A 24,531-nucleotide genomic window follows, 5' to 3' on the forward strand; every position below is an offset into this window, starting at 1 on the left:
GTGGTAAAATGCAAAACAAGCCTAACCTCGTTCTACATTCAGGGAGGGGTTAAGCTTGTTTTAATTCCGTTCAATGTCTCTTTGTATCAGGCTGTTTATACATTGCCTAGATAGCTTCGTGTTAAATTCGGGAGAATAATTTTTCCATCTTTACTGTATTTTTCGAATAGCTCTGATAGGAGAAAAATAAAGTTTTTATACTGTTCGTCATTTTCTTTCGGAGCATAAGATGCTGATAAATTCCTTCCCAAAAACCCTTCATAATCAAAAAGTAAATCATTTTGATATTCTTTAAAATCATACTTTCCATCTTTAAAAAAGTTGTTAAATACTTCTGGAGTTTCATCTATTCCACCGCTAAAGCCTTTAAAGTTTGGACAGGTTTTCTGGCAAATTTCTGCATTCTCTTTAATAAGTGGACTAGTTAAATCTCTACTATTCCAAACAAGTGCAACATTTGCTTTTTGTTTTAAAATTCGTTGGCATTCGATTTTGAAAGCCTCTTTATCAAACCAATGAAATGCTTGGGCAACAGTTACTAAATCTACACTATTTTCTTTTAAAGTGGTATTTTCAGCAGTTGCTTTTATGGATTGAAAACGAGAATATAGTTTTAACGATTGCTCAGCCATCTTTCTCATATCATCATTTGGCTCAACTCCAATAACATGTAAACCACTTTCAAGCAGCTGGTGGCTAAATATCCCCGTACCTGAACCAATATCAGCCACAATCCGATTCCCTTTCAGTTGGTTAGCTGAAAGCAAGTAATCAATATATTCATTAGGATAACTAGGGCGATATTTTGCATATATATCGGCCCTGTCAGTAAAATTTTCTGTTGTTTTCACAGTACTACCTTCTTTCTTACGATATGATGTACAGAAATAGAAATTAAATATGAATTCCGGCATCAGTCTCTAAGTCTACAACTTAAGAGTCCAGCTAAATAGAAAGCCTCAGTTTCTTTATTCAAATATCCTTTATCCGTTTAGTATACTATTTTAGATAATATCTTCCAAAAGACTATAATGGCTTACTCAATTATGTTTTAAAGTGTATATTTTTATGGATTTATTTAATAATTTATGAGCAATTGTATGCCGTATTACGTTTACGTAGGTAAGAGATTTTCATTTTTGCTATTTAAATTGGCCAATATATCCTTTTTACAATTTACTAAAAATCATGTATAACAGAGATACATGATTATTTTATCTCGCTATTTGCGGGCAGTAAGATCCCTTACCTCGAAATTCAGCAAAAGTAAAGAAGTTAGGTTCGGGTCGGAATGCCCGTAAAAGTCCGATTCGTGAGGGTTGATGAAAGTTTCACTTTATAAATATTCAGAAGTAGAGGGAGAAAAGTTGTAATGGTAAGAAAAACGTTCAAGATGCGCGTGTCTAAAAATAGAACGATTTCGATTAATGGATCGATTCTTGATGTGGATGTTACACATGATGAATTTTTACAAGAGTTTGTTGAGTGGGTTGATTCTAAAGGTTGGTCGTTTATGGGAATAACAGATGAGATTACGCCCGAGGAAGCTAGTCAAAAGTTAATAGATTCGTTGATTGATGAGAAGGATAAGAAAGAGTAATTCCTTCTTATTTTTATTGTATATTTATGTTCTTTATCGTAAAAGTATGATATAGTAAAAAATAGTGAAATTTCTTCCAATATAATACAAATTACATATGATTGGTAGATTTATTATTTTGTTAAGGAGTAAATGGAAAAGGGAGAGTCATATGGTAAATTTTAAGAAAATTTTGGTTTTTATTACAGTTATTTGTTCGTTTTTTTTGACGCCCATAACATTGCGTGCTGAGACGAATATTGGAGTAAATCCAGAACAAGTTGCACCACCACCTGCGGAAGGACCGAATGTTTTTAGTCAGTTTGCAACGACAATTGATGCGAAAACAGGAGATGTTTTGTATGATAAAAACGCATATCACCGAGCATATCCTGCTAGTACGACGAAGGTGTTAACAGCGATTTTACTCATGGAGCATACAAAGCCAGAGGATCAATTTACATTTTCACAATTAGCATTAGATCAAGAGAAGAGTAATTATCAAATTGAGTTTCAACCTGGAGAGACAATTAATAGAAATACTGCGCTTATGATTTTAATGGTGCTGAGTGCGAATGATGTGTCGTATGCGATTGCGGAGCGGATTGGCGGGAGTGTTGAGAATTTCGCTAATATGATGAATGAGAAAGCGAAGCAATTAGGAGCGAAAGATAGCCACTTTGTAACACCGAATGGATTGCATGATCCGAACCATTATACGACGCCGTATGATATGGCTATGATTACGAAGGGTGTGCAAAAGTATCCTGAAATTTTACAAGCGATGAATACGAAAAGAACGACAGTTACGACGTCTAGGCAGACGGTGTCTATTTTTAATAAATCTAATTTTTTTGAAAATCCATATAGCATTGGCGGTAAGACAGGGTTTACGAATGAAGCACGTAATACACTTGTTTTATTAAATGAGAAAGATGGAAATCGTATTATAAGCGTAGTAATGGCTTCTCAAAGACCTGAAATTTATGAAGATTTGAAGCAGATGGCGGAATATTCTTTCGGTCAATTTACGAAGCAAATGGTGCTTGATAAACATAATTGGCATCAAAAAACAACATATTTAAATAAAGATGTTAATTCTGAGTTGGAACAAAGTGCGGAGCTTATGCTTAAGAAAGATGAAGGGAAAAATGTGAAAACTATTTTCCGGGCGGCTTCATTAGATAAAGAATCTTTATATCATAAAGGAATACATCGTGGTGAGGTAGTTGGTGCAGTTGATATTACGAAAAATAATCAAACAATTGCGACGGTAAATGTTCTTTCAACAGAAGATGTCACTTTTACGATGCCTAAAAAAGATACAACTATGCCTGAAGTAAAAGACTCAAATGTGAAAGTAATAAGTGTTGGGATAGGTGCGATTATATTATTTGGAGCAATTTTATATGTAGTGTTGCGCCGAAATACAAAAGGAATGAAATCAGAAGGTAAATAAAATATAGAAAAAAGACTGTGTAAAATTTTGGCACAGTCTTTTTTCTATATTTTAAATAACTAATAATTGTAAATTTTCTTATTGCAATAACTTAAAGTTCGTTATATCATTTACTTGTGTTCTTGTTAAAGAACAAAAGTGGATATTGCATACTTCAAATAATATAAAACAACGGAGAGGGAGAGAGACGATGAAATTAATATGGAAGATAATTAGCAACGCGATCTCATTTGTTTTATTTGCATTGATGGTTTTTTTAGCTTTTGTAGTTATTTCTTCAAAAGCAAGCGGTGGTGATCCGACAGTGATGGGATATCAATTTAAGAGCGTTCTTTCAGGATCAATGGAGCCGACGTTTTTAACAGGATCAATCATTGCAATAGAACCAAACAAAGATGGTTCTCAATATCAAAAAGGTGATGTTATTACCTTTAAAGAGAAAGATCAAAAAATTATCACTCACCGTATTATCGGTGTGAAAGATAAAAATGGAAAAGTAATGTATGAAACAAAAGGGGATAACAACAACGGACCAGATTTAGAGCCAGTACTTGCAGAAAATGTAGTTGGAAAGTATGCAGATATTACAGTTCCATATGTTGGTTATTTACTGAATTATGCGAATTCGAAAGCAGGAGCAGCATTACTTCTTATTATTCCAGGAGTCTTTTTGCTTGGTTATTCCGCTATTTCTATTTTTGGTGCTATTCGTAGCATTGACGGAGAAAAGAAAGATAAAAAAGTAGAACAATCCGTCTAGTTCGTTTGGTTATACTTTCCGTTTAGGAAGTTAACAAATATATATTAAGGGGATATGGACATGACTTTAAAGAAAAAATTAGGAATGGGTATTACATCAGCAGTATTAGGAGCAGCTTTAGTTGGTGGAGGAACATTTGCATTTTTCAGTGATAAAGAAGTGTCAAACAATACATTTGCGGCTGGAACACTGGATTTAGCATTAAATCCATCAACAGTTGTTAACGTATCGAATTTAAAACCTGGGGATACAATTGAAAAAGAATTTAAACTAGAAAATAAAGGCTCTTTAGATATTAAAAAGGTTCTACTGAAAACAGATTATAATGTAGAAGATGTAAAGAAAGATAATAAAGATGATTTTGGTAAACATATTAAAGTAACATTCTTAAAAAATGTAGATAAGCATGAGACAATTGTGAAACAAACTACTTTAGATAAATTAAAAGGTGACACACTTACAGCTGTAGATAATGATTTATCGGCTTGGTTCTGGGATGAAAAAGGTATTTCAGCAGGTAAATCTGATAAATTCAAAGTGAAATTTGAGTTCGTTGATAATGGAAAAGATCAAAATCAATTCCAAGGCGATAAGTTACAATTAAATTGGACGTTTGATGCACAACAAACAGCAGGTGAAGAAAGATAATAATAAAAAGGGCTATCACATGGATAGCCCTTTTTCTATTTTTCTAGTATTTGTCTATCAATTTTAATAGTTCTTTACTATAATATAGATAATGTTCTGTATAAAGAACGTAATGTTCGATGGGAGAGATTAAGATGCTGAAAAGACCGCGTAATTTTAAAAAGATGCTTATATTGCCGTGTATGTGTTCTATTACGTTTTATTTAGGATCTCAAATTATGACGCATACAGAAGCGGCGTTCATTCATGAAACGAAAGTAGAAGCGACGCTTTCTACAGCAATTATATTTCCGAAAACAGTTAATACGTTAAAAGAGCAATCTGAGAAACATAAACAGTTTATTGAGCGTGAGTATGGAACGATGAAGGGGAAATTGAAAGCAACTTCTATTGAAGAAATAAAACAGGCGATTTCTGTATGGCAACAAGGGCGTGAGAAAATTGTTGCTGAGAAGGAAGCTCTGCAAAATGTATATACTGAAATAGAAGCTCCTTACAATCAAATACAAGAAGAATTAAAGGTAAATAAAGATGAGTCGATGCAGCAAGTGTCCATATATGTAAATGAAGGATTTCGCAGTATCAAAGAGAAGCGTGACTATATTGAGAAAGAAATTAGCTTGAAAGCTATTGATGAGCAAATTCAGGCTCTTCAGCAACAATTAAACGTTGCAATTGAAGCGGAAGAACAAAAGAAAGCCGAAGAACAAAAGAAAGCCGAAGAACAAAAGAAAGCCGAAGAACAGAAGGAAGTAGAAAAACAGAAGAAAGTAGAAGAACAGAAAAAAGTAGAAGAGCAAAAGAAAGTGGAAGAACAGAAAAAGCTAGAAGAGCAGAAGAAAGTGGAGTAACTGCTTTAGTGAAACAGCCGAAAAATAAGAATGTGGTGTAAGAGAGAGCGAACGAATAAGCAAGACTAGTAATATTTATACGAGTGTGAGGGAACGTTAGCCCTCACCTCTTTGTTTTTCTTTTTTCTTATAGTATTAAATGATTTGAGTGTGAAAAAAGTTATAAATTATCATTATTTTTTTCTGGAAAATCTAAATAATATTGAGAAATAAAAATAACTGAAAATATTAATAAATATGTGTTGTGTTTATATAGGTTTGTTCGTTATAATGAACATAAGGTTTTTAAAAAAGAACACATATTAGCTAAGCTAATATAGTTTTCTTTATATCTCTTATTGAAAAATAAGTGATAAAAATATAAAAAAAAGCTAGGGGGAATTGATTGTGAGTCTGAAAAAGAAATTAGGTATGGGAGTTGCATCAGCAGCATTGGGGTTAGCTTTAATTGGCGGAGGAACATTTGCATTCTTTAGCGATAAAGAAGTATCAAACAATACATTTGCAGCTGGGACGTTAGACCTTACATTAAACCCTAAGACGCTTGTAGATATTAAAGATTTAAAACCAGGGGATTCTGTTAAGAAAGAGTTCTTATTACAAAACAGCGGTTCGTTAACTATTAAAGACGTTAAATTAGCAACAAAGTATACTGTTAAAGATGCAAAAGGTGATAATGCTGGTGAAGACTTTGGTAAGCACGTTAAAGTAAAATTCCTTTGGAACTGGGATAAACAAAGTGAGCCTGTATATGAAACAACTTTAGCAGACTTACAAAAAGTTGATCCAGATCTTTTAGCTAAAGATATCTTTGCTCCTGAGTGGGGAGAAAAGGGTGGATTAGCAGCTGGTACAGAGGATTATCTATGGGTACAATTTGAATTCGTAGATGATGGAAAAGACCAAAATATCTTCCAAGGTGATACATTGAATTTAGAATGGACATTCAATGCCAACCAAGAAGCTGGGGAAGAAAAATAATAAAAAAGCGGGTATTCCCGCTTTTTTTTATAAAGAAAAAGAAGTGCTGGTTGTAAGCACTTCTTTCTATTATTATTTTTGATTTTGCTTCCACTTTGTAAATTCAAGAAATTCACGAAATTGTTCTTTGGAGACACCAGAGTTCATTGCATCTTTAACGAGTTGTGTCCATTCGGAGTCTAGGTTAGTTTCCTTTGTTGTTTCATCATGAAGTAAAGTATCAACTGGAATTTGTAGAACTGCTGCGATCTTTTCAAGAAACTGAATGGAAGGGTTTTTTTGTAAATTTCGTTCTATAGAACTAATGTAAGATTTAGCAACGCCAGCTTTTTCGGCAAGTTCAGTTAATGAAATCCCTTTTTGTAAACGAAGGCGTTTTATACGTTCTCCAATCATATTTGCGCACCTTTCTATCAATATGTAGTTGTCTTATGATGTCATTATTATAACATAAACTTCGTTAAAAAGAACAAACCTATTGAGCCTGACTGGATGGCTTCATACGTTGGAAAAATTGCTCGATGTCTTGCATGGCGATACCAGCATCTAGAGCTTCAAGTATTAAATCAATCCATTCTTGATCCAGTGCGTCTGTCTTATCTTTGTACAAATGTAATTCCTCCCTAATTATCGGTCATAATTGCTGCTACATAATACATGATAATGCAATCGGATTTTGTGTTTTATATAGTGAATTATCAAATATTTTGTAGATGAAACAAAGATAAAATCCCCATTAAACTCCCTCTATGGAAATTATAAATTGTTCGATAAAAACTTTCAATATTTTCAGAAAACATTGTTGAATTGTGATATATTCGTATGCTAACTATGAAATTTTTACAAGTATATTAAAAATATTACATAATATGACTAAATATTGAAAAAATATTGAATTTTTAATAAAATTCAATTTGTAATACATATTATTTATTAGGGGAGGAAATATGGGATGAACAAGAAACCGTTCAAAGTTTTGTCATCAATCGCTTTAACAGCTGTATTAGGCCTTTCATTCGGAGCTGGCACTCAATCTGCATATGCTGAAACGCCTGCGAATAAAACAGCTACGAGCCCAGTTGATGATCACTTAATTCCGGAAGAACGTTTAGCAGATGCGCTAAAAAAACGTGGGGTAATTGATTCGTCAGCTTCAGAGAAAGAAACAAAGAAAGCTGTCGAAAAGTATGTAGAGAACAAAAAGGGTGAAAATCCTGGGAAAGAAGTACCAAATGGGGATCAACTTACAAAAGAAGCATCTGACTTTTTAAAGAAAGTGAAAGATGCGAAAGCAGACACGAAAGAAAAATTAGATAACCCTGCAACAGGAACACCTGCAGCGACAGGACCAGTTAAAGGCGGATTAAATGGTAAAGTACCAACATCTCCAGCAAAGCAAAAAGCGTATAACGGTGATGTGCGTAAAGATAAAGTACTCGTTTTACTTGTAGAGTACGCTGACTTTAAACATAACAATATCGATAAAGAGCCTGGTTATATGTATTCGGAAGACTTTAACAAAGAACACTATGAAAAAATGCTATTCGGTGACGAGCCGTTTACATTAGATGATGGAAGTAAAATTGAAACGTTTAAACAATATTACGAAGAGCAATCTGGTGGTAGTTACACTGTAGATGGAACAGTTACAAAATGGTTAACAGTTCCTGGTAAAGCTGCTGATTACGGTGCAGATGCTGCTAGCGGCGGTCATGATAATAAAGGACCAAAGGGACCACGTGATTTAGTAAAAGATGCATTAAAAGCAGCTGTAGATAGCGGTCTTGATCTATCAGAGTTTGATCAATTTGATCAATATGATGTAAATGGCGATGGAAATAAAAATCAACCAGACGGTTTAATTGATCACTTAATGATTATTCATGCAGGTGTTGGACAAGAAGCAGGTGGTGGTAAATTAGGTGATGATGCAATTTGGTCACATCGCTGGACAGTTGGACCAAAACCATTCGCAATTGAAGGTACACAAGCGAAAGTTCCATATTGGGGTGGAAAGATGGCAGCGTTCGACTACACAATTGAACCAGAAGATGGAGCAGTTGGTGTATTCGCGCATGAATATGGTCATGATTTAGGTTTACCAGATGAGTATGATACACAATATAGCGGTGCTGGTGAGCCAATTCAAGCTTGGTCTATCATGAGTGGCGGAAGCTGGGCTGGTAAAATTGCAGGTACAACACCAACGAGCTTATCACCACAAAATAAAGAGTTTTTCCAAAAAACAATCGGTGGTAACTGGGCAAATATCGTAGAAGTAGATTACGAGAAATTAAATAAAGGTATCGGCCTAGCAACATATTTAGACCAAAGTGTTACGAAATCTAACCGTCCAGGTATGATTCGTGTTAACTTACCAGACAAAGATATAAAAACAATTGAGCCGGCATTCGGAAAACAGTATTACTACAGCACAAAGGGTGATGATCTTCATACGAAGATGGAAACACCACTGTTCGATTTAACAAATGCAACGACTGCAAAATTTGACTTCAAATCATTATATGAAATTGAAGCAGAGTATGATTTCCTTGAAGTACACGCTGTAACGGAAGATGGTCAACAAACGTTAATTGAAAGACTTGGTGAGAAAGCAAATAGTGGAAATGCAGATTCGACAAATGGAAAATGGATTGACAAATCATATGATTTAAGCCAGTTCAAAGGTAAGAAAGTAAAATTAACATTTGATTACATTACTGATGGTGGTTTAGCATTAAATGGTTTCTTACTTGATAATGCTTCATTAACAGTAGATGATAAAGTAGTATTCTCTGATGACGCAGAAGGTACGGCACAATTCAAATTAGATGGTTTTGCTGTTTCTAACGGAACAGAGAAGAAAAGCCATAACTACTATGTTGAGTGGAGAAACTATGCTGGTTCAGATAACGCGTTAAAATTTGCACGTGGTCCAGTATATAACGCTGGTATGGTCGTATGGTATGCAGATTCAGCTTACACAGATAACTGGGTAGGTGTACATCCAGGACACGGTTTCCTAGGTGTAGTTGATTCTCATCCAGAAGCAATTGTAGGAACTTTAAATGGTAAACCGACAGTGGAAAGTAGTACGCGATTCCAAATCGCAGATGCGGCGTTCTCATTCGATAAAACGCCAGCTTGGAAAGTTGTATCTCCAACGCGTGGAACGTATACGTATGATGGTTTAGCAGGTGTACCGAAGTTTGATGATTCTAAAACGTATATTAATCAACAGATTCCAGATGCAGGACGTATTTTACCGAAGCTTGGTCTGAAGTTTGAAGTAGTAGGACAAGCTGATGATAATTCTGCAGGTGCTGTTCGTTTATATCGTTAATACTGTAAAACTACCGAGAGATTTTCTTTCGGTAGTTTTTTTGTGAGCAATGAATTTTATATAGCTGAAAAAGTCATATATAATGTAACTTTAAGAATAGAAATTTGTTATATATGAAGTCTATATAAATAATGAAAGAATTGGATAAAAATAGTGGGAGAAGGTGAGTGAATGAGTATTTCCTCTATTGTAAGTAGGCAAAAGGAATATTTTTTAAAAGGGCATACGAGAAGCATCGAAATGCGAAAGAATAATTTGAAGAAGCTTTATGAAGGCATTCAGCATTTTGAAGAAGAAATATTTCAGGCATTGAAATTAGATTTAAATAAGTCAGTTCACGAGTCGTTTACAACGGAAGTTGGATATGTATTAAAAGAAATTTCCTTTCAATTGAAACATATGTCATCGTGGAGTAAACCGAAACGAGTTCGAACAGCACTTACTCATTTTGGATCAAAAGGAAAAGTAGTGCCAGAACCGTATGGTGTGACACTTATTATTGCACCGTGGAACTATCCTTTTCAATTAGCAATTGCACCACTTGTAGGAGCACTGGCAGCTGGAAATACAATCGTTTTAAAGCCGTCAGAGTTAACACCAAGCGTTTCAAAAGTGCTTAAGAGAATGTTAGATGAATTATTCCCAGAAGAGCTTGTAGCGGTAGTAGAAGGTGGCGTTGAAGAGAGTACATCTTTGCTGAGGGAACCATTTGATTATATTTTCTTTACTGGTAGTGTTGGCGTTGGAAAAGTTGTAATGGAAGCAGCAGCGAAACAGTTGACGCCGCTCACTTTAGAACTTGGCGGGAAAAGTCCTTGTATTGTACATCAAGATGCAAAGATAGAGATGACAGCAAGAAGAATTGTTTGGGGTAAGTTTTTAAATGCAGGGCAGACGTGTGTAGCGCCTGATTATATGTATGTGCATTCTTCCGTGAAAGAAAAGCTAATTGAGGCACTGCGACATGAAATTATAGAGCAGTATAGTAAAGAACCTTTGCAAAATGAAAATTATGTGCGTATTGTAAGTGAGCGTCATTTTGAAAGATTATGTGGATTTTTACAAGATGGTCAAGTCGTAATTGGTGGAAACTATAAGAAAGATACATTACATATTGAACCGACAGTACTAGCGGATATTACATGGAAAGATACTGTTATGGAAGATGAAATTTTTGGTCCGATTTTACCAATCATAGAGTACAACAACATAGAAGATGTAATTGGCACAATCCAGCAACATCCGAAGCCGTTAGCGTTATATGTATTTTCTGAAGATAAAGAAATACAAAAGAAAGTGACGAGTAATATTTCATATGGTGGAGGCTGTATTAATGATGTTGTCTATCATCTTGCCACGCCATATTTACCTTTTGGGGGTGTTGGAAGTAGTGGATTAGGGGGTTATCATGGGAAAGAAAGTTTTCGGACTTTTTCACATTATAAAAGCATTTTAGCCCAATCTACAGCATTCGACATGAAAATTCGTTACTCTTCTACAAAAAGTGCTTTAAAATTCATACGAAAGTTGTTAAAATGATGATGGTGTTTATCAGTAGGCGTAGCCGTATGATAATAGCCCCTTCGCAATGGAAGGGGTTTTTCTGTTCGACGTTATGTATCATGCGAAAATGAATCAAACATACTACATAAAGAATAGAAACGAACGCTTGTTAAATAACCATTTTTGTTTGGATCGAAACAAAAAATAGTCTATAGAACATAAATATTTATTCATGAATATAAAAATTTAAAATTTAAGGTAGATAGGACGGGAAAATGAAAAAGATTATTAAAGTTGAAGCAGTTGAAAAACATTTTGGAAATCAAGTGATTATCCCACCTCTTTCTTTAGATATTAAAGAGGGAGAGTTTTTAACAATTTTAGGGCCGAGTGGCTGCGGGAAAACGACTTTACTTCGTATGATCGCAGGATTTGAAACTCCAACTAAAGGGAATCTTTTATTAGATGATGAAAGAATTAACGATTTGCCGCCATATAAACGTCATATGAACCTAGTGTTCCAACATTACGCACTATTCCCACATATGACAGTAGAGAAGAATATTTGTTTTGGTATGAAAATGCAGAAAGTATCAGCAGCAGAGCAGAAAGAGCGTGCTGAAGAGGCAATGCGTTTAACGCAGTTACTTGAGTTCCGTAATCGTAAACCTGCGAAGCTTTCTGGTGGACAACAGCAGCGTGTTGCAATTGCAAGAGCGATTGTAAATAATCCGCGTGTATTACTATTAGATGAGCCACTTGGAGCGCTTGACTTTAAGTTACGAAAAGACTTGCAACGTGAATTGAAAAACTTACAACGTAATTTAGGAATTACGTTCATATACGTAACGCACGATCAAGAAGAAGCAATGAGCATGAGCGATCGTATTGTCGTTATGAATAAAGGACATATCGAACAAATCGGAACGCCGAAAGAAATTTATAATAAGCCGAAAACATTGTTCGTTGCGACATTCATCGGTGAAAATAATATTGTGAAGAACGGGGAAGGCTATGTAGCAATTCGCCCTGAAAATGTAAAAGTACGTTCGGTTGAAGAACCAATTTTAAAAGAATACCATCTTGGACATATTGAAGATATTGAGTTTGTCGGAAATATGGAGAAGCTTTATGTACGTGATGAGAAAACATCAGAATTACTAATGGCATATCAAACTGCTGAAGAGGCAGCGCAGTGGAGCATTGGAGATAATGTATATGTAGGCTGGGAGCAAGAGGACGAGGTGACCTTAAATTGAAAAAAGGGAAATTACTCGCACTACCTACAGTCGCGTGGCTGTTAATTTTCTTCCTAATCCCGCTCGTATTCGTATTAGGATTCGCCTTCATGCAGCGCGGAGCTTACGGGACAGTAGAAATGCAATTTACGCTGGAAAATATATCCCGTGTATTTGATCCATTGTACTTAGGAACGTTATGGGAAACTGTTAAAATCGCAGTTATTACGACAGTAATATGTTTATTAATTGGTTATCCGTTTGCTTATACAATTACAATTGTTGACCGCAAATACCGCTCTATTCTTTTATTATTGGCAACGATCCCGTTTTGGATTAACTTTCTTGTTCGTTCATACGCATGGATTGTTATTTTACGTTCACAAGGTCTTGTGAATACGTTGTTATTAAAGCTTGGCATTATTAGTGAACCGTTAAATTTATTATATAATACTCCTTCTGTAATACTCGGAATGGTCTATTCTTTATTACCATTTATGATTTTACCAGTGTATGCAGCAATTGAGCAGCTGGATAAGCGTAAGCTAGAAGCGGCTTATGATTTAGGAGCAACACCAATAAAGGCATTTTGGAATATAACAGTGCCGATGACGATGTCAGGAATTGCGACTGGTTCTATTTTAGTATTCGTTTCTTCTATCGGAATGTTTGTTGTATCAGACGTGATGGGCGGATCGAAAGTAGCATTAATCGGAAACGTTATTCAAAATCAATTCTTAGGTGCACGTGACTGGCCGTTTGGATCTGCGTTATCGATTATCGTTGTTCTATTCTCTGTTCTGTTAATTTACTTATATTATCGTGCAACGAAAGTATATAAATATAATGAGAACGGAGGGGAATAGGCAAAGATGAAGAAGTTTTTAGTTTCTTATTCTTGGTTAATTTTGTTATTCTTGTATTTTCCAATGATGGTTTTAATGGTCTATTCTTTCAACGACTCTCGCATTAATGCGGAGTGGGAAGGTTTTACATTCCATTGGTATACAGATTTATTTCAAAAACAAGATGTTATTGATGCATTTGTAAATAGTATTACGATTGCAGTTATAACAACGATTGTGACAACGGTACTTGGTGTATTCTTTGCAATTGCTTTACATCGTTATAAATATCGTTTCGAAGGGGCTATTAATGGCCTTGTATATTTACCAATTTTAATTCCTGATATTTTAATGGGATTATCTTTACTAATTCTTTTCAGTCAGTTAGGAATGGAACTTGGACAAACAACGATTATTATTGCGCATATTACATTTAGCATTTCGTTTGTTGTTGTTATTTTAGCTGCGCGTCTTTCAAGTATGGGACGTGACTTAGAAGAAGCTGCAAATGATTTAGGAGCAACACCTTGGCAAACGTTTCGTTATGTAACGTTCCCAGCAATTGCACCGGGAGTTATTTCAGCAGCATTATTAACATTCACATTATCAATTGATGATTTTGTAATTAGTTTCTTCGTATCAGGACCAGGATCAACAACATTGCCACTATACATTTACAGTATGGTTAAGCGCGGAGTATCACCAGAAATTAATGCTCTTTCTACAATTTTAATTGTGGCTATCGTAGGATTAATGGTTCTATCTGAAATCTTCCGGAACAAAGGTGCAGATGGTGAAGAAAACTCTGGAGGACACCTTCCTTTATAATACGAACGATATAGAAAGTACAAGGGGGTAATAAACAGATGAAATTAATGAAAAGAATAGCTGGCGTAGCAATTAGCTTTAGCCTTGTTGCTGGTGTGCTTGCTGGTTGTGGTGAAAAGAAAGAAGAATTAAATATTTATAGCTGGGCTGACAATTTTGATGAGCAGGTGCTAAAAGATTTTGAAAAGAAATATAATGTGAAAATTAACTATGACAAGTACGCAAGTAATGAAGAAATGCTTGCGAAATTACAAGCTGGTGGCGCAAAGTATGACTTAATCCAGCCGTCTGATTACATGGTTAAAACAATGGCGAAAATGGACTTATTAGCACCGTTAGATAAAAAGAATATCCCGAATATCGAAAACATGGTTTCTAATTTTAAAACACCTGCGTTTGATCCAGAGAATAAATATTCTTTAGTGTACACTTGGGGTGTAACAGGGATTGCATACAATAAAAAGTATGTGAAAGAAGCACCTACAAGCTGGGCTGACTTATGGAATGAGAAATATAAAGGACATGTAACGTTACTAAACGATTCTCGTGAAGTATTAGGAATGGGTCTTAAGAAGCACGGGTTCTCAAACAGTACGAAAGACGATGCACAATTAAAGACAGCAGCAGATGATTTAAAGAAGCTGCTTCCAAACTTGTTAGCGTTTGATACAGATAACATTAAACAAAAATTCATTACAGAAGATGCTTGGATCGGAACAGTTTGGTCTGGAGATGCAGCATTTATCGCAAAAGATAATAAAGATGTAGAATATGTTGTACCAAAAGAAGGCGGCACAATTTGGGCTGATACGTTAGCAATTCCAAAAGGTGCAAAACATAAAGAGCTTGCTGAGAAATTTATGAACTACTTACTAGATGAAAAAGTAAGTGTGAAAAACTACGAATCAATTGGTTACAGTAATCCAAATGAAAAAGCTCATCCTCTTCATAGTAAAGAATACCGTGATAATCACATGATTTTCTTAACGAAAGAAGAGTTAGATCGTACAGAATGGCTTGTTGATGTGGACGATAAGTTAAAAGACTATGATCGTTACTGGACAGAGCTAAAAACAAAAGGTAAATAAGTAAGGAAATGCGGTTTCTAAAGTAGAAATCGCATTTTTTCATAGTAGGAGGAAATCGTTTGAAGAAGAAGTTACATCAGTATGAGCTAATGTGTATCGGTTTGTTATTTGCTGTATTTGGTATTGTTGCTTGGCGCGTACATGCAGGTGGCGTTACAGTGATGGATACATATGTCCGTGGATTAGTAAGAGGGCTGCAAACGGAAAGTTCTCTTACATTTTTCTCGTACTTTACAAAATTGGGATCAGCAATTGGGATAGTCGCTACGCTCGTTATAAGTTTGCTTGTTTTTTGGAAGAAGCGTTATTATGCTGCGATGATTGTATATCCAATGGGAATTTTAATAACACATCTTGTGAATAAAGGGATAAAAGAGATTGTAAAGAGAGAACGTCCGTCATTAAATGAAGCGCTAGATGCACTTGGATATAGTTTTCCTAGTGGACATGCAATGTTATCGATTATGACATTTGGATTTCTTACTTATATCATTGCTGCTAATTTGAAAAGCGTAGCTGGCAAATGTGCCACAACGATTTTGATGGGTATAGTAATTGTATCGATTGGATTAAGTAGAGTCATTTTAAATGTACATTACCCAACTGATATTTTAGCTGGTTACTGCGTAGGTGGTATTTTGTTAATTATGGCGATTTACTACCATCGTTTACTTACTGAGAGATTAGGGCTTAATAAAGAGAGATAGAAAGAAAGACGTCTGGAAAAACTATCATTATAGTTTTCCAGACGTTTTTTGTTTATATCAAGATGTGATACAGTATAAGTGACAATTGAATCATGTAAAGTAGGTGAAAATGTGTGAAGACAAATGTACATAAAGTTGATAAGTGGGGGAAGTTAGGAGCCTTTTTGTATCAGTTCCGTTATACAGTAATTGTAGCGTTACTGTTGCTCGCAATCGCACTTGGGATTTTTGCTCCAAAGCTACCGGGAGTATTAGGTGGTGATGGTTTCCAAACGGAAGGCGACTATCAAAAAACGAAAGAAATTTTAGATAAAGATTTTAAGAAGTCTCAAGATACGCTTCTGCTCGTTTTTGAGAAAAATAAAGATGCTTCGCATGAGGAATTTAAAAAGCGAATAGATGAAATTGTAAAGAATGTTCAAGAGAAAGAGAACTATGAATCTTTCCATCACCCAATCCAAAATAAAGAAATGCTACAAGATGACATCGGTTATGCGACAATTTTATTTTCCGGGAAAACAAATAAAGAAAGAATGGAAAAGACATTACAATTTGCTGATGAGATTGAGAAAGAAAGTAATGTAGCATTAAAAGTAACACCTACAGGATTTCCGAAAATTAATAAAGAGATTAATGAAAGAACGCAAAATGATTTAAAAGTAGCAGAAATGATTGGATTACCAATTGCGTTTCTTGTATTACTATTTTCGTTTGGTAGTCTTTTGGCATCAATTTTACCGATTTTGAATGGGGCGCTTAGTGTTATTAGTACGATGGGGATATTGTATTTCATCGGTGTTGATAAAGAACTATCTATTTTCGTGTTAAACGTTGCACCGATGATTGGACTTGCATTATCTATTGATTTTGCGCTATTATTTGTGAACCGTTTTCGAGAGGAAGTTGCTAAACGAACGGTAAAAGAAGCGATAGCAATTACATATCAAACGGCAGGACGTGCGATTGTATTTTCAGGATTATGCGTATTTGTTGGGTTATCCGGTTTGTTTTTCTTTAAGATAGATTATATTCAATCTGTCGCGATTAGCGGAATGATTGTTGTCATTATGAGTATTTTATTCTCACTCACACTTCTTCCAGCACTATTATCGTTAATCGGTAAAAGAATATTAAAAAAGAATCAAGTAGCACATACGCCGGCAAAAGCATGGCGTAAATTTGCAAAATTTGTGATGAAACATCCAATTGCAATGATTATTGTTGTTACAACATTTATTGTTATTTGCTTATTACCGTTACGTACAGCTAATTTGCAGTTCCCTGGTGTTGAAGCTTTACCTGAAAAGAGTGATACAAGGATTGCATATGAAAACTATGAAGAAGTATTTAATGAAACTGTCAAAACACACGCTGATGTTACGTTAGTTGTAGAGACGAAAAAAGATATGAAAGAAAAAGAAAGTCTACAAAAGATAGAAGAAGTCGTTCAAAAGTTAAAAGATGATAAGAAAGTACATGAAGTAAGAAGTTTATACGACGGGTTAACTGGAATGAAAGCAGATCAAGTTGTTGGAATGTTGCAGTCGCCAGAATCAGCGAAACTAACTCCTGTATTTGAAGCATACACGCAAGGGAATAAGACGACGATAGAAATCTTTTTGAAAACAAAACCACGTACAGAGACTGCAAAACAGTGGGTGCGTGACTTTAAAAAGAACTATAAAGAAACGGATGTTACTTATTATCTAGGCGGAATGACGACGTTTCAACAAGAATTAGAAGATGAAATTAAAGATAAAGTAGTAATTGGTATGTCTGTTATATTTGGATCGACCTTTGTTATATTATTATTTGCATTCCGATCTATACTCATTCCAATTAAGGCAATTGTTATGAATATACTTAGTTTAAGTGCAACTATTGGAATTGTTGTTTGGTTATTTGAAGGTGGTCATTTCGGTTTAGAAGCGAGTCCGGTTCTGTTTGTCTTACCAATCTTCATTTTTGGCCTCGTATTTGGGCTTAGTATGGATTATGAAGTATTTCTTATTTCACGTATTCATGAGCTCTATGAAGAAACAGGAGATAACGATCAAGCAACGTTAGAAGGGCTCGTTTCAACAAGTAGAATTATTACATCAGCTGCTTTAATAATGATTGTTGTAACTGGTGCATTCGCATTTACTGATATTTTACCAGTAAAGCAGATGGGTCTTGGCGTTGCATTAGCAATATTTCTTGATGCAACAATTATTCGTCTTATGCTCGTACCAAGCTTAATGAAGTTATTTGGAGACTGGAACTGGTGGTTACCATTTCGAAAAAAACGAGAAAAATCATTGTAAAAAATGCTCATCATATTGATGAGCATTTTTTATGAATAGCAAAGCCTATATTTTGCAAATAGTATGTGATAAGAACATTACATAATAAGTAGGTGAAGGCAATGTTTCGTTATTTTAAGTTTAAGTTAAATGATACAGTACAGTTTGCCGAGAACGATGGGCATATGTATCGCATTGTCGGTTATCGGTTAGAAAAAGGATTTTATCCAAAAGATGAATGGACTCATATCATTTATGAACTACTTAGAGAATTTGACGGGTATACGATGGATGCAGAAGAGGAAGAACTTGTAAAGGTCGTTCAAGTAGAGGATGAGTATTACAAAATACAAGAAGTATCAGGTTATCGCTATCCAGTAAAAATGAAACAAAAACAACAAGTGATGAAAATAGAAAAGATGGACGATTTATTAGATGCTTACAATGACTATAAAAGGTTGGCGGATTTCTTTAAAGATTTATCGTATGAACAAAAAGCTGAAGAAGTATTGTTAGAAATGAAAAGACTTAGAGCTTGAGGGGCAGTCTATTATAAGACTGTCCTCTATTTTTGACAGTGCATCCAAGCATGTTTTCCGTTACAATGAGAGAATCAATAGAAATAAGGTGATAAACAGTATGGAAACAAAGAAAAAGGGCGAATGGTGTGAAATTACTGTTCCAGCTAAATGGAATGGTATAAGTATTGAATCGGTATTAAAAGTAGAATGGGAAATACCGAAAAAGCTATTACATCAGCTTCGTATGGAAAAAGGTGTTACGGTTAACGGGGAACAAAGAAGATGGAATGAGCTTTTAAAAGAGAACGATAAGTTACAAGTCCATATGTTTGCGGAGGAAGAGTACGGTGTAGATCCAGAATATGGCGAATTACATGTAGTATACGAAGATGATCACGTACTCATCGTAAATAAACCAGAGCAAATGGACACACACCCTGCTGAAAAAGGTGGAACCGGGACGCTTGCAAATCTTGTTGCTTTTCATTTTCAAATGCAAGGTTTAGAGACGAAGGTGCGTCATATTCATCGTTTAGATAAAGATACGACAGGTGGTGTCGTGTTTGCTAAGCATAGAATTGCTGGTGCAATTATGGATTGTCTATTAATGGAAAGAAAAATTAAAAGGACGTACGCAGCGCTCGTTGAAGGGAAAGTAAAGAAGAAACAAGGAAAGATTGATGCTGCTATTGGAAGGGATCGCCATCATGCTACAAGGCGTCGTATTTCTCCAAAAGGTGACCAAGCTATCACATATTATAAAGTAGAAAAGTATTTTAAGAAGCAAAACACGACTTTCGTAACATTACAATTAGAAACGGGTAGAACACATCAAATTCGTGTTCATATGAGTCATAATGGTAATCCACTAGTTGGGGATGTATTATATGGTGGACAAACAAAATATATGTCCAGTCAAGCATTGCATGCAATGAAGATAAATTTCTTGCATCCAATTACGAAAGAAGCGATTGAAGTTGATGTGCCGTTTCCTACAAAGTTAAATAATAAAATAAAAGAATTTCAAAAAGAAAATGCGTAAAGTATAAGTTTTAACTTGAAAAAAGTAGATTTTTGCAGGGATTTCTCTAAAAGAAGCGAAGCCGTTAAGAGAAAAGAGAGGTGAGAATCGCTTGATCAAATATAAGTATGTACTTGGAATATTTTTCGCTTGTCTTTTACTTACACTATGTTTTTATCCCTATTTACCAAATCGTATGGCAGTACATTGGAATGTAAATGGTGAGCCAAACGAGTTTATGAGTAAACAAATTGTTGTAGCATTTATTCCCTGTTTTATTATTTTTTCATATGGATTTTTGTATATTATTTCACATAATATATTTAAGTTTAATGAAAGAGAGCATGGTATTATAGGCGGATTTATAAAGAAAATTACATTATTTATATTGTTTATTCATATGCTTATCCTCTTTATTAATTTTGGGGATTTGATATCCTTTCAAACAGGATTAACGATTGGGATTAGTATGTTTCTTTTTATGCTGAGTAAAGAATTTAAGAAAATAAAAGGCAAAGAAAAAGAAAAAGACCCAATTAAATTACAAAAAATTCGTTTAGTGAGTAGACGGATTTTTCAAGTGATGGCATGTGGCATATTGTTTTCATTGTTTTTGAACTTAGAGTGGGGATTTTATGTATTGCTTAGTGTAATAAGCTGTGGATCTATGTTGTTTGTGTTATATATTTTCTATTCATACATAATAGAAAGCTATGAAACTTAAAAAAGAGTCTTCTCATTATGAGAAGACTCTTTTAATCTATTTACTTCGTAATAAATTGTTGTGTCCAGTAGTTGCCGCTTTCTACATAACCAACACCGATGTGAGTGAAGCCGTTATTTAAGATGTTTGCACGGTGTCCAGCGCTGTTCATCCAAGCTTGTACTACTTCTTCAGGTGTACGTTGGCCTTGAGCGATGTTTTCACCTGCAGATGTATAAGAAATGCCAAATTTCTTCATCATGTCAAACGGAGACCCGTATGTAGGGCTGTTATGATCAAAGTAGTTGTTTTTTTGCATATCTTCAGACTTAATACGTGCTACTTTGCTTAATTCAGTATCGATTTTTAGTGCTGGTAAGCCTTGTTTTGCACGCTCAGCGTTTGTTAATTCAACAACACGTTGTTCAAACTCGCTTAAAGATTTTGCTTCTTCAGCAGGCTTTTGCTCAGCTGGTTTTTGTTCAGCAGGTTTTTGAGTATTGTTGTTTTCAGCAGGCTTTTGAGCTTCTGGTTTTTGAACTTCTTCAGCAGGCTTTTGCTCGGCAGGTTTTTGCTCAACTGGCTTTTGAGTTTCTGGCTTAGCTGTTGGTTGCTCAGTTACAACATTTTCAGTAGGTTGTTGACCAGGAATGAAGCAGTTTGGTTGGAAGTTTCCTTGTTGCCATTGTGCTAATGATTCAACTCCCATAGATTGTAAGAATGCTTGTAATTCTTGTTGGCTCATTTGTTTCATCATTACTTTTGAATGCTGAATATTTTGAACCTTTACGTTAGATGGTTGTACTGTTGCAGCTTGTGCATCTAGAGAAGATACTCCTAAAGTAAGAGCTGTTGCAGCAGCTACAGATAATAAAACACGCTTTTTCATGATGTGTGTCCCCCTATATAAAGTTTTAATTTGTTTTCACACGATTTGTTTTTGACAGCCTGTCTGACTGACAAATTCATCGTAGCATACAATTTGCGAGAAAAAAGATGGAAAAAAATTCATAGACTTTAAAATTACCTAATTTATCCTAAGAGAAGAAGGGAGCAAAAATAAGAGAAATATAGAGTATAAAAGGAATTTATAGTGTTTTTATACTTGGTTTTAAGAGGGGGTTTTTGGATAAAGTTACCTAAATAGAAAATGAAGAATCCTATTGTATCAATGGTTTGAACGTTTTTTTGAGGAATATAATGGATTGATTTTTACAAAACTGTAATGTTTCTGTTGTTCTTTTTTATAATAAAGTAACATATTTTTAATGTTGTAGCAGACAAAAAAGCGGCTATCTCTTTACATAGACGAAGGAGATAGCCGTTTTCCTATTATTACGTATGTTACGAGTTAGTTTCAATTGCTTCTAATAATAAATCCACAATGTGAATTCCTCTCATTTTATGAGAAAGCCCTTCTCGCTCAATACCCAATTTCATTTGTAATAAACAACCTGGATTTGCAGTAACAATGGTTGCTGCTTCTGTTTCATGCACACGGTCCATTTTGTAATCTAGAAATTCCATTGATAACTCTGAATGAACAATATTGTAAATACCAGCAGAGCCACAGCAGCGGTCGGCATCTTTCATTTCTCGATATGTTGCACCTTGGATAGCCTCTAGTAACATACGAGGTTCAGAAGATGTGCGCATAACATTGCGTAAATGACAAGAGTCTTGATACGTAATAACTTGCGGCGTGAGTCGTAAGTCAGTTCGCTTATGGAAGTCTAGTTCTACTAGTATAGCAGTAATATCTTTAATTTTAGAAACAAACTGCTTAGCACGTTCAGCCCAATCCGGATCATCTTTTAAAAGATAATCATAGTCTACGAGATAAGCCCCGCAACCACCTGCATTCGTAATAATATAGTCGATGTTTAAATCTTCGAATGCTTTTATATTTCGCTTTGCTAATTCTTTTGCTCCACTCTTTTCACCAGCATGTCCATGCAATGCACCGCAGCAACTTTGTGTTTTTGGAATAACGATATCACAACCAGCTAATTGAAGAAGTTTCATCGTTGCGTTATTTGTTTCTAAAAACATCGTATCCATTAAGCAGCCTGTGAAGAATGCAACTTGTTTTTTCTTTGTACTTTCTGCAGGTAAAAATGAAGGACGATCTTTCATGGCTTTCATTTTAGGGACTTTTGGTAAAACGAGATCCATCGTTGCAAGTGTTTCAGGGAATAACTTCATAATCCCTGTTTTATGTGTTAGCGTTTGTAAACCAGAACGTTGATAAAATCCGATTAGTCCAGTTAATGTTCTCATTCGATTTTGATGGGGGAATAGTCCTTCAAAAACGACTTTTCGAACAGCTTTCACTGGCACTGAGAATTTTTTATTTTGATTAATAATATCACGAGCTTCTTCTAATAAATGTCCATAATTTACACCAGATGGACAAACAGGTTCACAAGCACGGCAACCAAGACAAACGTTTAATGTATGTTCAACATCTTCATCTGGTTCGATTAAACCATCAACGACTGCTTTCATCAATGCGATACGTCCACGCGGTGAATGTGACTCTTTATATCCGGATTGAATGTAGGTAGGACAAGTAGGTAAACAAAAACCGCATCGCATACAGTTTAGTAATTCATCTTCACTTAATCGTGCTTTGAATTCTTTTTGAATATTTTCTTTATTTAATGTGGTCATCGCTCAACCACCACTCTTTTTCGAGTGTCTTTCGCGAACATTTTTCCAGGATTCATAATGTTATTTGGATCGAAAGCTTGCTTTATTCCTTGCATAGCTGCAATACCTTCTTTACCTAATTTCATTTCTAAATATGGAGCTTTCATTGCACCAACACCATGTTCACCAGTAATTGTGCCACCAAGTTCAATTGCTTTCGCAAATATTTCAGCAAAAGCTTGCTCAGCTCGGTGCATTTCTTCTGCATTACGAGCGTCTGTCATACAAGTTGGATGTAAATTACCATCACCAGCGTGTCCAAACGTACAAATAGGAATATTATATTTTTTTGCAATGGCATTAATAGCTTCAACCATCGGAGCGATTTGTGAACGTGGTACAGTCGCATCTTCTAATATTGTAGTAGGTTTTAATCGTGCGAGCGCTGATAGAGCACTACGGCGAGCGGTATGAAGCGCATCTGCTTCTGTTTCGTCTTTTGCAATACGAACATCAACTGCATTCATAGAGCGGCAAACATTAGCCATGTTTTCAATATCTCGATTGACTACTTCGGGAGGGCCGTCTTGTTCAATTAATAAAATTGCTTTTACATCTGTAGGTAAACCGATTTGCGCAAACTCTTCTACTACTTCAATTGTCGGTTGGTCTAAGAACTCCAGTGTTGCTGGAATGATTTTATTTGCAATAATAGAAGAAACAGCACGTGCAGCTTCATTAATATCTTCATATAGTGCAAGCATTGTTTTCTTTGTTTCAGGCATAGGAACAAGTTTTAATATAGCTTCTGTTACCACGCCAAGTGTTCCTTCAGAACCGATAAATAAACGAGTTAAATCGTAACCAGCTACATCTTTTGCTAATTTACCACCAGTGCGAATAATATCACCATTTGGTAAGACAAGTTCAAGCCCCATTACATAATCACGTGTTACGCCATATTTCAAACCGCGTAATCCACCTGAGTTTTCATTAATATTACCGCCGATTGTAGAAATTTTCATCGAGCTTGGATCTGGTGGATAAAATAAACCTTTTTCTTCTACCGCTTTAATAATATCAAGTGTAATGACACCAGCTTGTACAGTAATTGTTAAGTTTTCTTCATCAATTTCTAAAATATTGTTCATATGGCGGAAAATAAGGACGATACCGCCTTCAAGTGGACATGTTCCTGCGCAAAGGTTTGTTCCAGACCCGCGCACATACACAGGAATTTTGTGAGTGTTACATATTTTTAACACTTCAGCTATTTCATTTGTATTACGAGGAGCAATGACTGCATCAGGCATTGCTTGGAAGTTTGGAGTAGCATCATAACTATAAGTTAAACGCCCCATATTGGATGTATCTACATTATCTTCGCCAACAATAGATACGAATGAATGAATAATTTGTTTTTCTAACATTGGAAATCCCCCTCAAACTGTTAACGTGTTTAGTTATAATAAACAACGTGGTAACAGTGCTTTCATTATAATGATAAAAAAGTCGAGGG

23 protein-coding genes are annotated in these 24,531 nt (G+C 35.2%); 17 read left to right on the top strand and 6 right to left on the bottom strand.

Features of this window, described 5'->3' with window-relative positions; translation table 11 throughout:
* Window positions 1–95: 95 nt before the first annotated feature.
* Window positions 96–851, bottom strand: a complete 756-nt coding sequence (locus MR136_RS19980) for a class I SAM-dependent methyltransferase (RefSeq protein ID WP_000858661.1) — start codon at window positions 849–851, stop codon at window positions 96–98.
* A 521-nt stretch (window positions 852–1,372) separates the two neighbouring features.
* Here MR136_RS19980 and MR136_RS19985 point away from each other — a divergent pair.
* The 6 genes from MR136_RS19985 to calY all read left to right on the top strand — a co-directional run bounded on the left by MR136_RS19985 (window position 1,373) and on the right by calY (window position 6,278).
* A complete protein-coding gene (locus MR136_RS19985) occupies window positions 1,373–1,600 on the top strand; it encodes a hypothetical protein (RefSeq protein WP_000251856.1) in 228 nt (75 codons plus the stop codon).
* A gap of 151 nt (window positions 1,601–1,751) precedes the next feature.
* A complete protein-coding gene (locus MR136_RS19990; RefSeq protein ID WP_000247031.1) occupies window positions 1,752–3,038 on the top strand; it encodes a D-alanyl-D-alanine carboxypeptidase family protein in 1,287 nt (428 codons plus the stop codon).
* Between the two features lie 190 nt (window positions 3,039–3,228).
* The gene (sipW, locus tag MR136_RS19995; protein WP_017672842.1) at window positions 3,229–3,798 is read left to right on the top strand and encodes a signal peptidase I SipW; all 570 of its coding nucleotides are present in this window, start codon (window positions 3,229–3,231) and stop codon (window positions 3,796–3,798) included.
* Window positions 3,799–3,858: 60 nt separating this feature from the next.
* A complete protein-coding gene (locus MR136_RS20000; protein WP_000172852.1) occupies window positions 3,859–4,446 on the top strand; it encodes a CalY family protein in 588 nt (195 codons plus the stop codon).
* A gap of 119 nt (window positions 4,447–4,565) precedes the next feature.
* A complete protein-coding gene (locus MR136_RS20005; protein ID WP_242259563.1) occupies window positions 4,566–5,297 on the top strand; it encodes a DUF4047 domain-containing protein in 732 nt (243 codons plus the stop codon).
* Window positions 5,298–5,684: 387 nt separating this feature from the next.
* The gene (gene calY, locus MR136_RS20010) at window positions 5,685–6,278 is read left to right on the top strand and encodes a biofilm matrix protein CalY (RefSeq protein WP_000053713.1); all 594 of its coding nucleotides are present in this window, start codon (window positions 5,685–5,687) and stop codon (window positions 6,276–6,278) included.
* Between the two features lie 72 nt (window positions 6,279–6,350).
* Here calY and MR136_RS20015 read toward each other — a convergent pair whose 3' ends face one another.
* Window positions 6,351–6,674 (bottom strand): helix-turn-helix domain-containing protein, encoded by a 324-nt coding sequence (locus tag MR136_RS20015; protein ID WP_000578885.1) that lies wholly within the window; start codon window positions 6,672–6,674, stop codon window positions 6,351–6,353.
* 79 nt (window positions 6,675–6,753) lie between these two features.
* Entirely contained in the window at window positions 6,754–6,888 is a 135-nt protein-coding gene (locus tag MR136_RS20020; RefSeq protein ID WP_000276219.1) for an anti-repressor SinI family protein, read from the bottom strand.
* 342 nt (window positions 6,889–7,230) lie between these two features.
* Here MR136_RS20020 and inhA1 point away from each other — a divergent pair, with 342 nt between their 5' ends.
* The 11 genes from inhA1 to MR136_RS20075 all read left to right on the top strand — a co-directional run bounded on the left by inhA1 (window position 7,231) and on the right by MR136_RS20075 (window position 20,381).
* Complete coding sequence (gene inhA1 / locus MR136_RS20025) at window positions 7,231–9,621, top strand: M6 family metalloprotease immune inhibitor InhA1 (protein ID WP_017672843.1); 2,391 nt, start codon at window positions 7,231–7,233, stop codon at window positions 9,619–9,621.
* A gap of 171 nt (window positions 9,622–9,792) precedes the next feature.
* Window positions 9,793–11,160: an aldehyde dehydrogenase gene (locus MR136_RS20030; RefSeq protein ID WP_017672844.1), complete on the top strand. Its 1,368-nt coding sequence runs from the start codon at window positions 9,793–9,795 to the stop codon at window positions 11,158–11,160.
* Between the two features lie 239 nt (window positions 11,161–11,399).
* A complete protein-coding gene (potA, locus tag MR136_RS20035) occupies window positions 11,400–12,383 on the top strand; it encodes a spermidine/putrescine ABC transporter ATP-binding protein PotA (protein ID WP_000720333.1) in 984 nt (327 codons plus the stop codon).
* Window positions 12,380–13,228 carry a spermidine/putrescine ABC transporter permease PotB gene (gene potB / locus MR136_RS20040; protein ID WP_000715500.1) on the top strand — a complete coding sequence of 283 codons (849 nt, stop codon included), beginning with the start codon at window positions 12,380–12,382 and terminating at the stop codon, window positions 13,226–13,228. Before potA ends, potB begins: the two co-directional genes overlap by 4 nt.
* 6 nt (window positions 13,229–13,234) lie before the next feature.
* Window positions 13,235–14,035 carry a spermidine/putrescine ABC transporter permease PotC gene (gene potC / locus MR136_RS20045; RefSeq protein WP_000714192.1) on the top strand — a complete coding sequence of 267 codons (801 nt, stop codon included), beginning with the start codon at window positions 13,235–13,237 and terminating at the stop codon, window positions 14,033–14,035.
* A 38-nt stretch (window positions 14,036–14,073) separates the two neighbouring features.
* A complete protein-coding gene (gene potD / locus MR136_RS20050; protein WP_000772493.1) occupies window positions 14,074–15,123 on the top strand; it encodes a spermidine/putrescine ABC transporter substrate-binding protein PotD in 1,050 nt (349 codons plus the stop codon).
* A gap of 59 nt (window positions 15,124–15,182) precedes the next feature.
* A complete protein-coding gene (locus MR136_RS20055) occupies window positions 15,183–15,830 on the top strand; it encodes a phosphatase PAP2 family protein (RefSeq protein WP_000727782.1) in 648 nt (215 codons plus the stop codon).
* A gap of 113 nt (window positions 15,831–15,943) precedes the next feature.
* On the top strand, window positions 15,944–18,136 hold the full coding sequence (locus MR136_RS20060; RefSeq protein WP_242259564.1) for an MMPL family transporter: 2,193 nt from the start codon (window positions 15,944–15,946) through the stop codon (window positions 18,134–18,136).
* 101 nt (window positions 18,137–18,237) lie between these two features.
* The gene (locus tag MR136_RS20065; protein ID WP_000490301.1) at window positions 18,238–18,654 is read left to right on the top strand and encodes a hypothetical protein; all 417 of its coding nucleotides are present in this window, start codon (window positions 18,238–18,240) and stop codon (window positions 18,652–18,654) included.
* Between the two features lie 100 nt (window positions 18,655–18,754).
* A complete protein-coding gene (locus MR136_RS20070) occupies window positions 18,755–19,678 on the top strand; it encodes an RluA family pseudouridine synthase (RefSeq protein WP_242259565.1) in 924 nt (307 codons plus the stop codon).
* 91 nt (window positions 19,679–19,769) lie between these two features.
* Window positions 19,770–20,381: a DUF1648 domain-containing protein gene (locus MR136_RS20075; protein WP_061456933.1), complete on the top strand. Its 612-nt coding sequence runs from the start codon at window positions 19,770–19,772 to the stop codon at window positions 20,379–20,381.
* A gap of 40 nt (window positions 20,382–20,421) precedes the next feature.
* Here the strand turns inward: MR136_RS20075 and MR136_RS20080 are convergent, their stop codons facing one another.
* The 3 genes from MR136_RS20080 to glcD form a co-directional block, all read right to left on the bottom strand.
* Complete coding sequence (locus tag MR136_RS20080; RefSeq protein ID WP_000747596.1) at window positions 20,422–21,249, bottom strand: CAP domain-containing protein; 828 nt, start codon at window positions 21,247–21,249, stop codon at window positions 20,422–20,424.
* 455 nt (window positions 21,250–21,704) lie between these two features.
* On the bottom strand, window positions 21,705–23,033 hold the full coding sequence (locus MR136_RS20085; RefSeq protein WP_061456934.1) for a (Fe-S)-binding protein: 1,329 nt from the start codon (window positions 23,031–23,033) through the stop codon (window positions 21,705–21,707).
* Window positions 23,030–24,442 carry a glycolate oxidase subunit GlcD gene (gene glcD, locus MR136_RS20090; RefSeq protein ID WP_242259566.1) on the bottom strand — a complete coding sequence of 471 codons (1,413 nt, stop codon included), beginning with the start codon at window positions 24,440–24,442 and terminating at the stop codon, window positions 23,030–23,032. The genes MR136_RS20085 and glcD overlap by 4 nt, the downstream gene beginning before the upstream one ends.
* Window positions 24,443–24,531 lie beyond the last annotated feature (89 nt).

Origin of the sequence: Bacillus cereus group sp. BfR-BA-01311 (genome assembly GCF_022664295.1) — a bacterium.
Taxonomy (GTDB): domain Bacteria; phylum Bacillota; class Bacilli; order Bacillales; family Bacillaceae_G; genus Bacillus_A; species Bacillus_A cereus.

Bases quoted from the DNA above. Each gene is read 5' to 3' on its own strand.
- potA (WP_000720333.1), top strand. From the start codon at position 11,400: ATGAAAAAGATTATTAAAGTTGAAGCAGTTGAAAAACATTTTGGAAAT.
- MR136_RS20070 (WP_242259565.1), top strand. From the start codon at position 18,755: ATGGAAACAAAGAAAAAGGGCGAATGGTGTGAAATTACTGTTCCAGCT.
- MR136_RS19990 (WP_000247031.1), top strand. From the start codon at position 1,752: ATGGTAAATTTTAAGAAAATTTTGGTTTTTATTACAGTTATTTGTTCG.
- potD (WP_000772493.1), top strand. From the start codon at position 14,074: ATGAAATTAATGAAAAGAATAGCTGGCGTAGCAATTAGCTTTAGCCTT.
- MR136_RS20065 (WP_000490301.1), top strand. From the start codon at position 18,238: ATGTTTCGTTATTTTAAGTTTAAGTTAAATGATACAGTACAGTTTGCC.
- MR136_RS20085 (WP_061456934.1), bottom strand. From the start codon at position 23,033: ATGACCACATTAAATAAAGAAAATATTCAAAAAGAATTCAAAGCACGA.
- sipW (WP_017672842.1), top strand. From the start codon at position 3,229: ATGAAATTAATATGGAAGATAATTAGCAACGCGATCTCATTTGTTTTA.
- inhA1 (WP_017672843.1), top strand. From the start codon at position 7,231: ATGAACAAGAAACCGTTCAAAGTTTTGTCATCAATCGCTTTAACAGCT.
- glcD (WP_242259566.1), bottom strand. From the start codon at position 24,442: ATGTTAGAAAAACAAATTATTCATTCATTCGTATCTATTGTTGGCGAA.
- MR136_RS20005 (WP_242259563.1), top strand. From the start codon at position 4,566: ATGGGAGAGATTAAGATGCTGAAAAGACCGCGTAATTTTAAAAAGATG.
- MR136_RS19985 (WP_000251856.1), top strand. From the start codon at position 1,373: ATGGTAAGAAAAACGTTCAAGATGCGCGTGTCTAAAAATAGAACGATT.
- MR136_RS20080 (WP_000747596.1), bottom strand. From the start codon at position 21,249: ATGAAAAAGCGTGTTTTATTATCTGTAGCTGCTGCAACAGCTCTTACT.
- MR136_RS20000 (WP_000172852.1), top strand. From the start codon at position 3,859: ATGACTTTAAAGAAAAAATTAGGAATGGGTATTACATCAGCAGTATTA.
- potC (WP_000714192.1), top strand. From the start codon at position 13,235: ATGAAGAAGTTTTTAGTTTCTTATTCTTGGTTAATTTTGTTATTCTTG.
- MR136_RS20015 (WP_000578885.1), bottom strand. From the start codon at position 6,674: ATGATTGGAGAACGTATAAAACGCCTTCGTTTACAAAAAGGGATTTCA.
- MR136_RS20030 (WP_017672844.1), top strand. From the start codon at position 9,793: ATGAGTATTTCCTCTATTGTAAGTAGGCAAAAGGAATATTTTTTAAAA.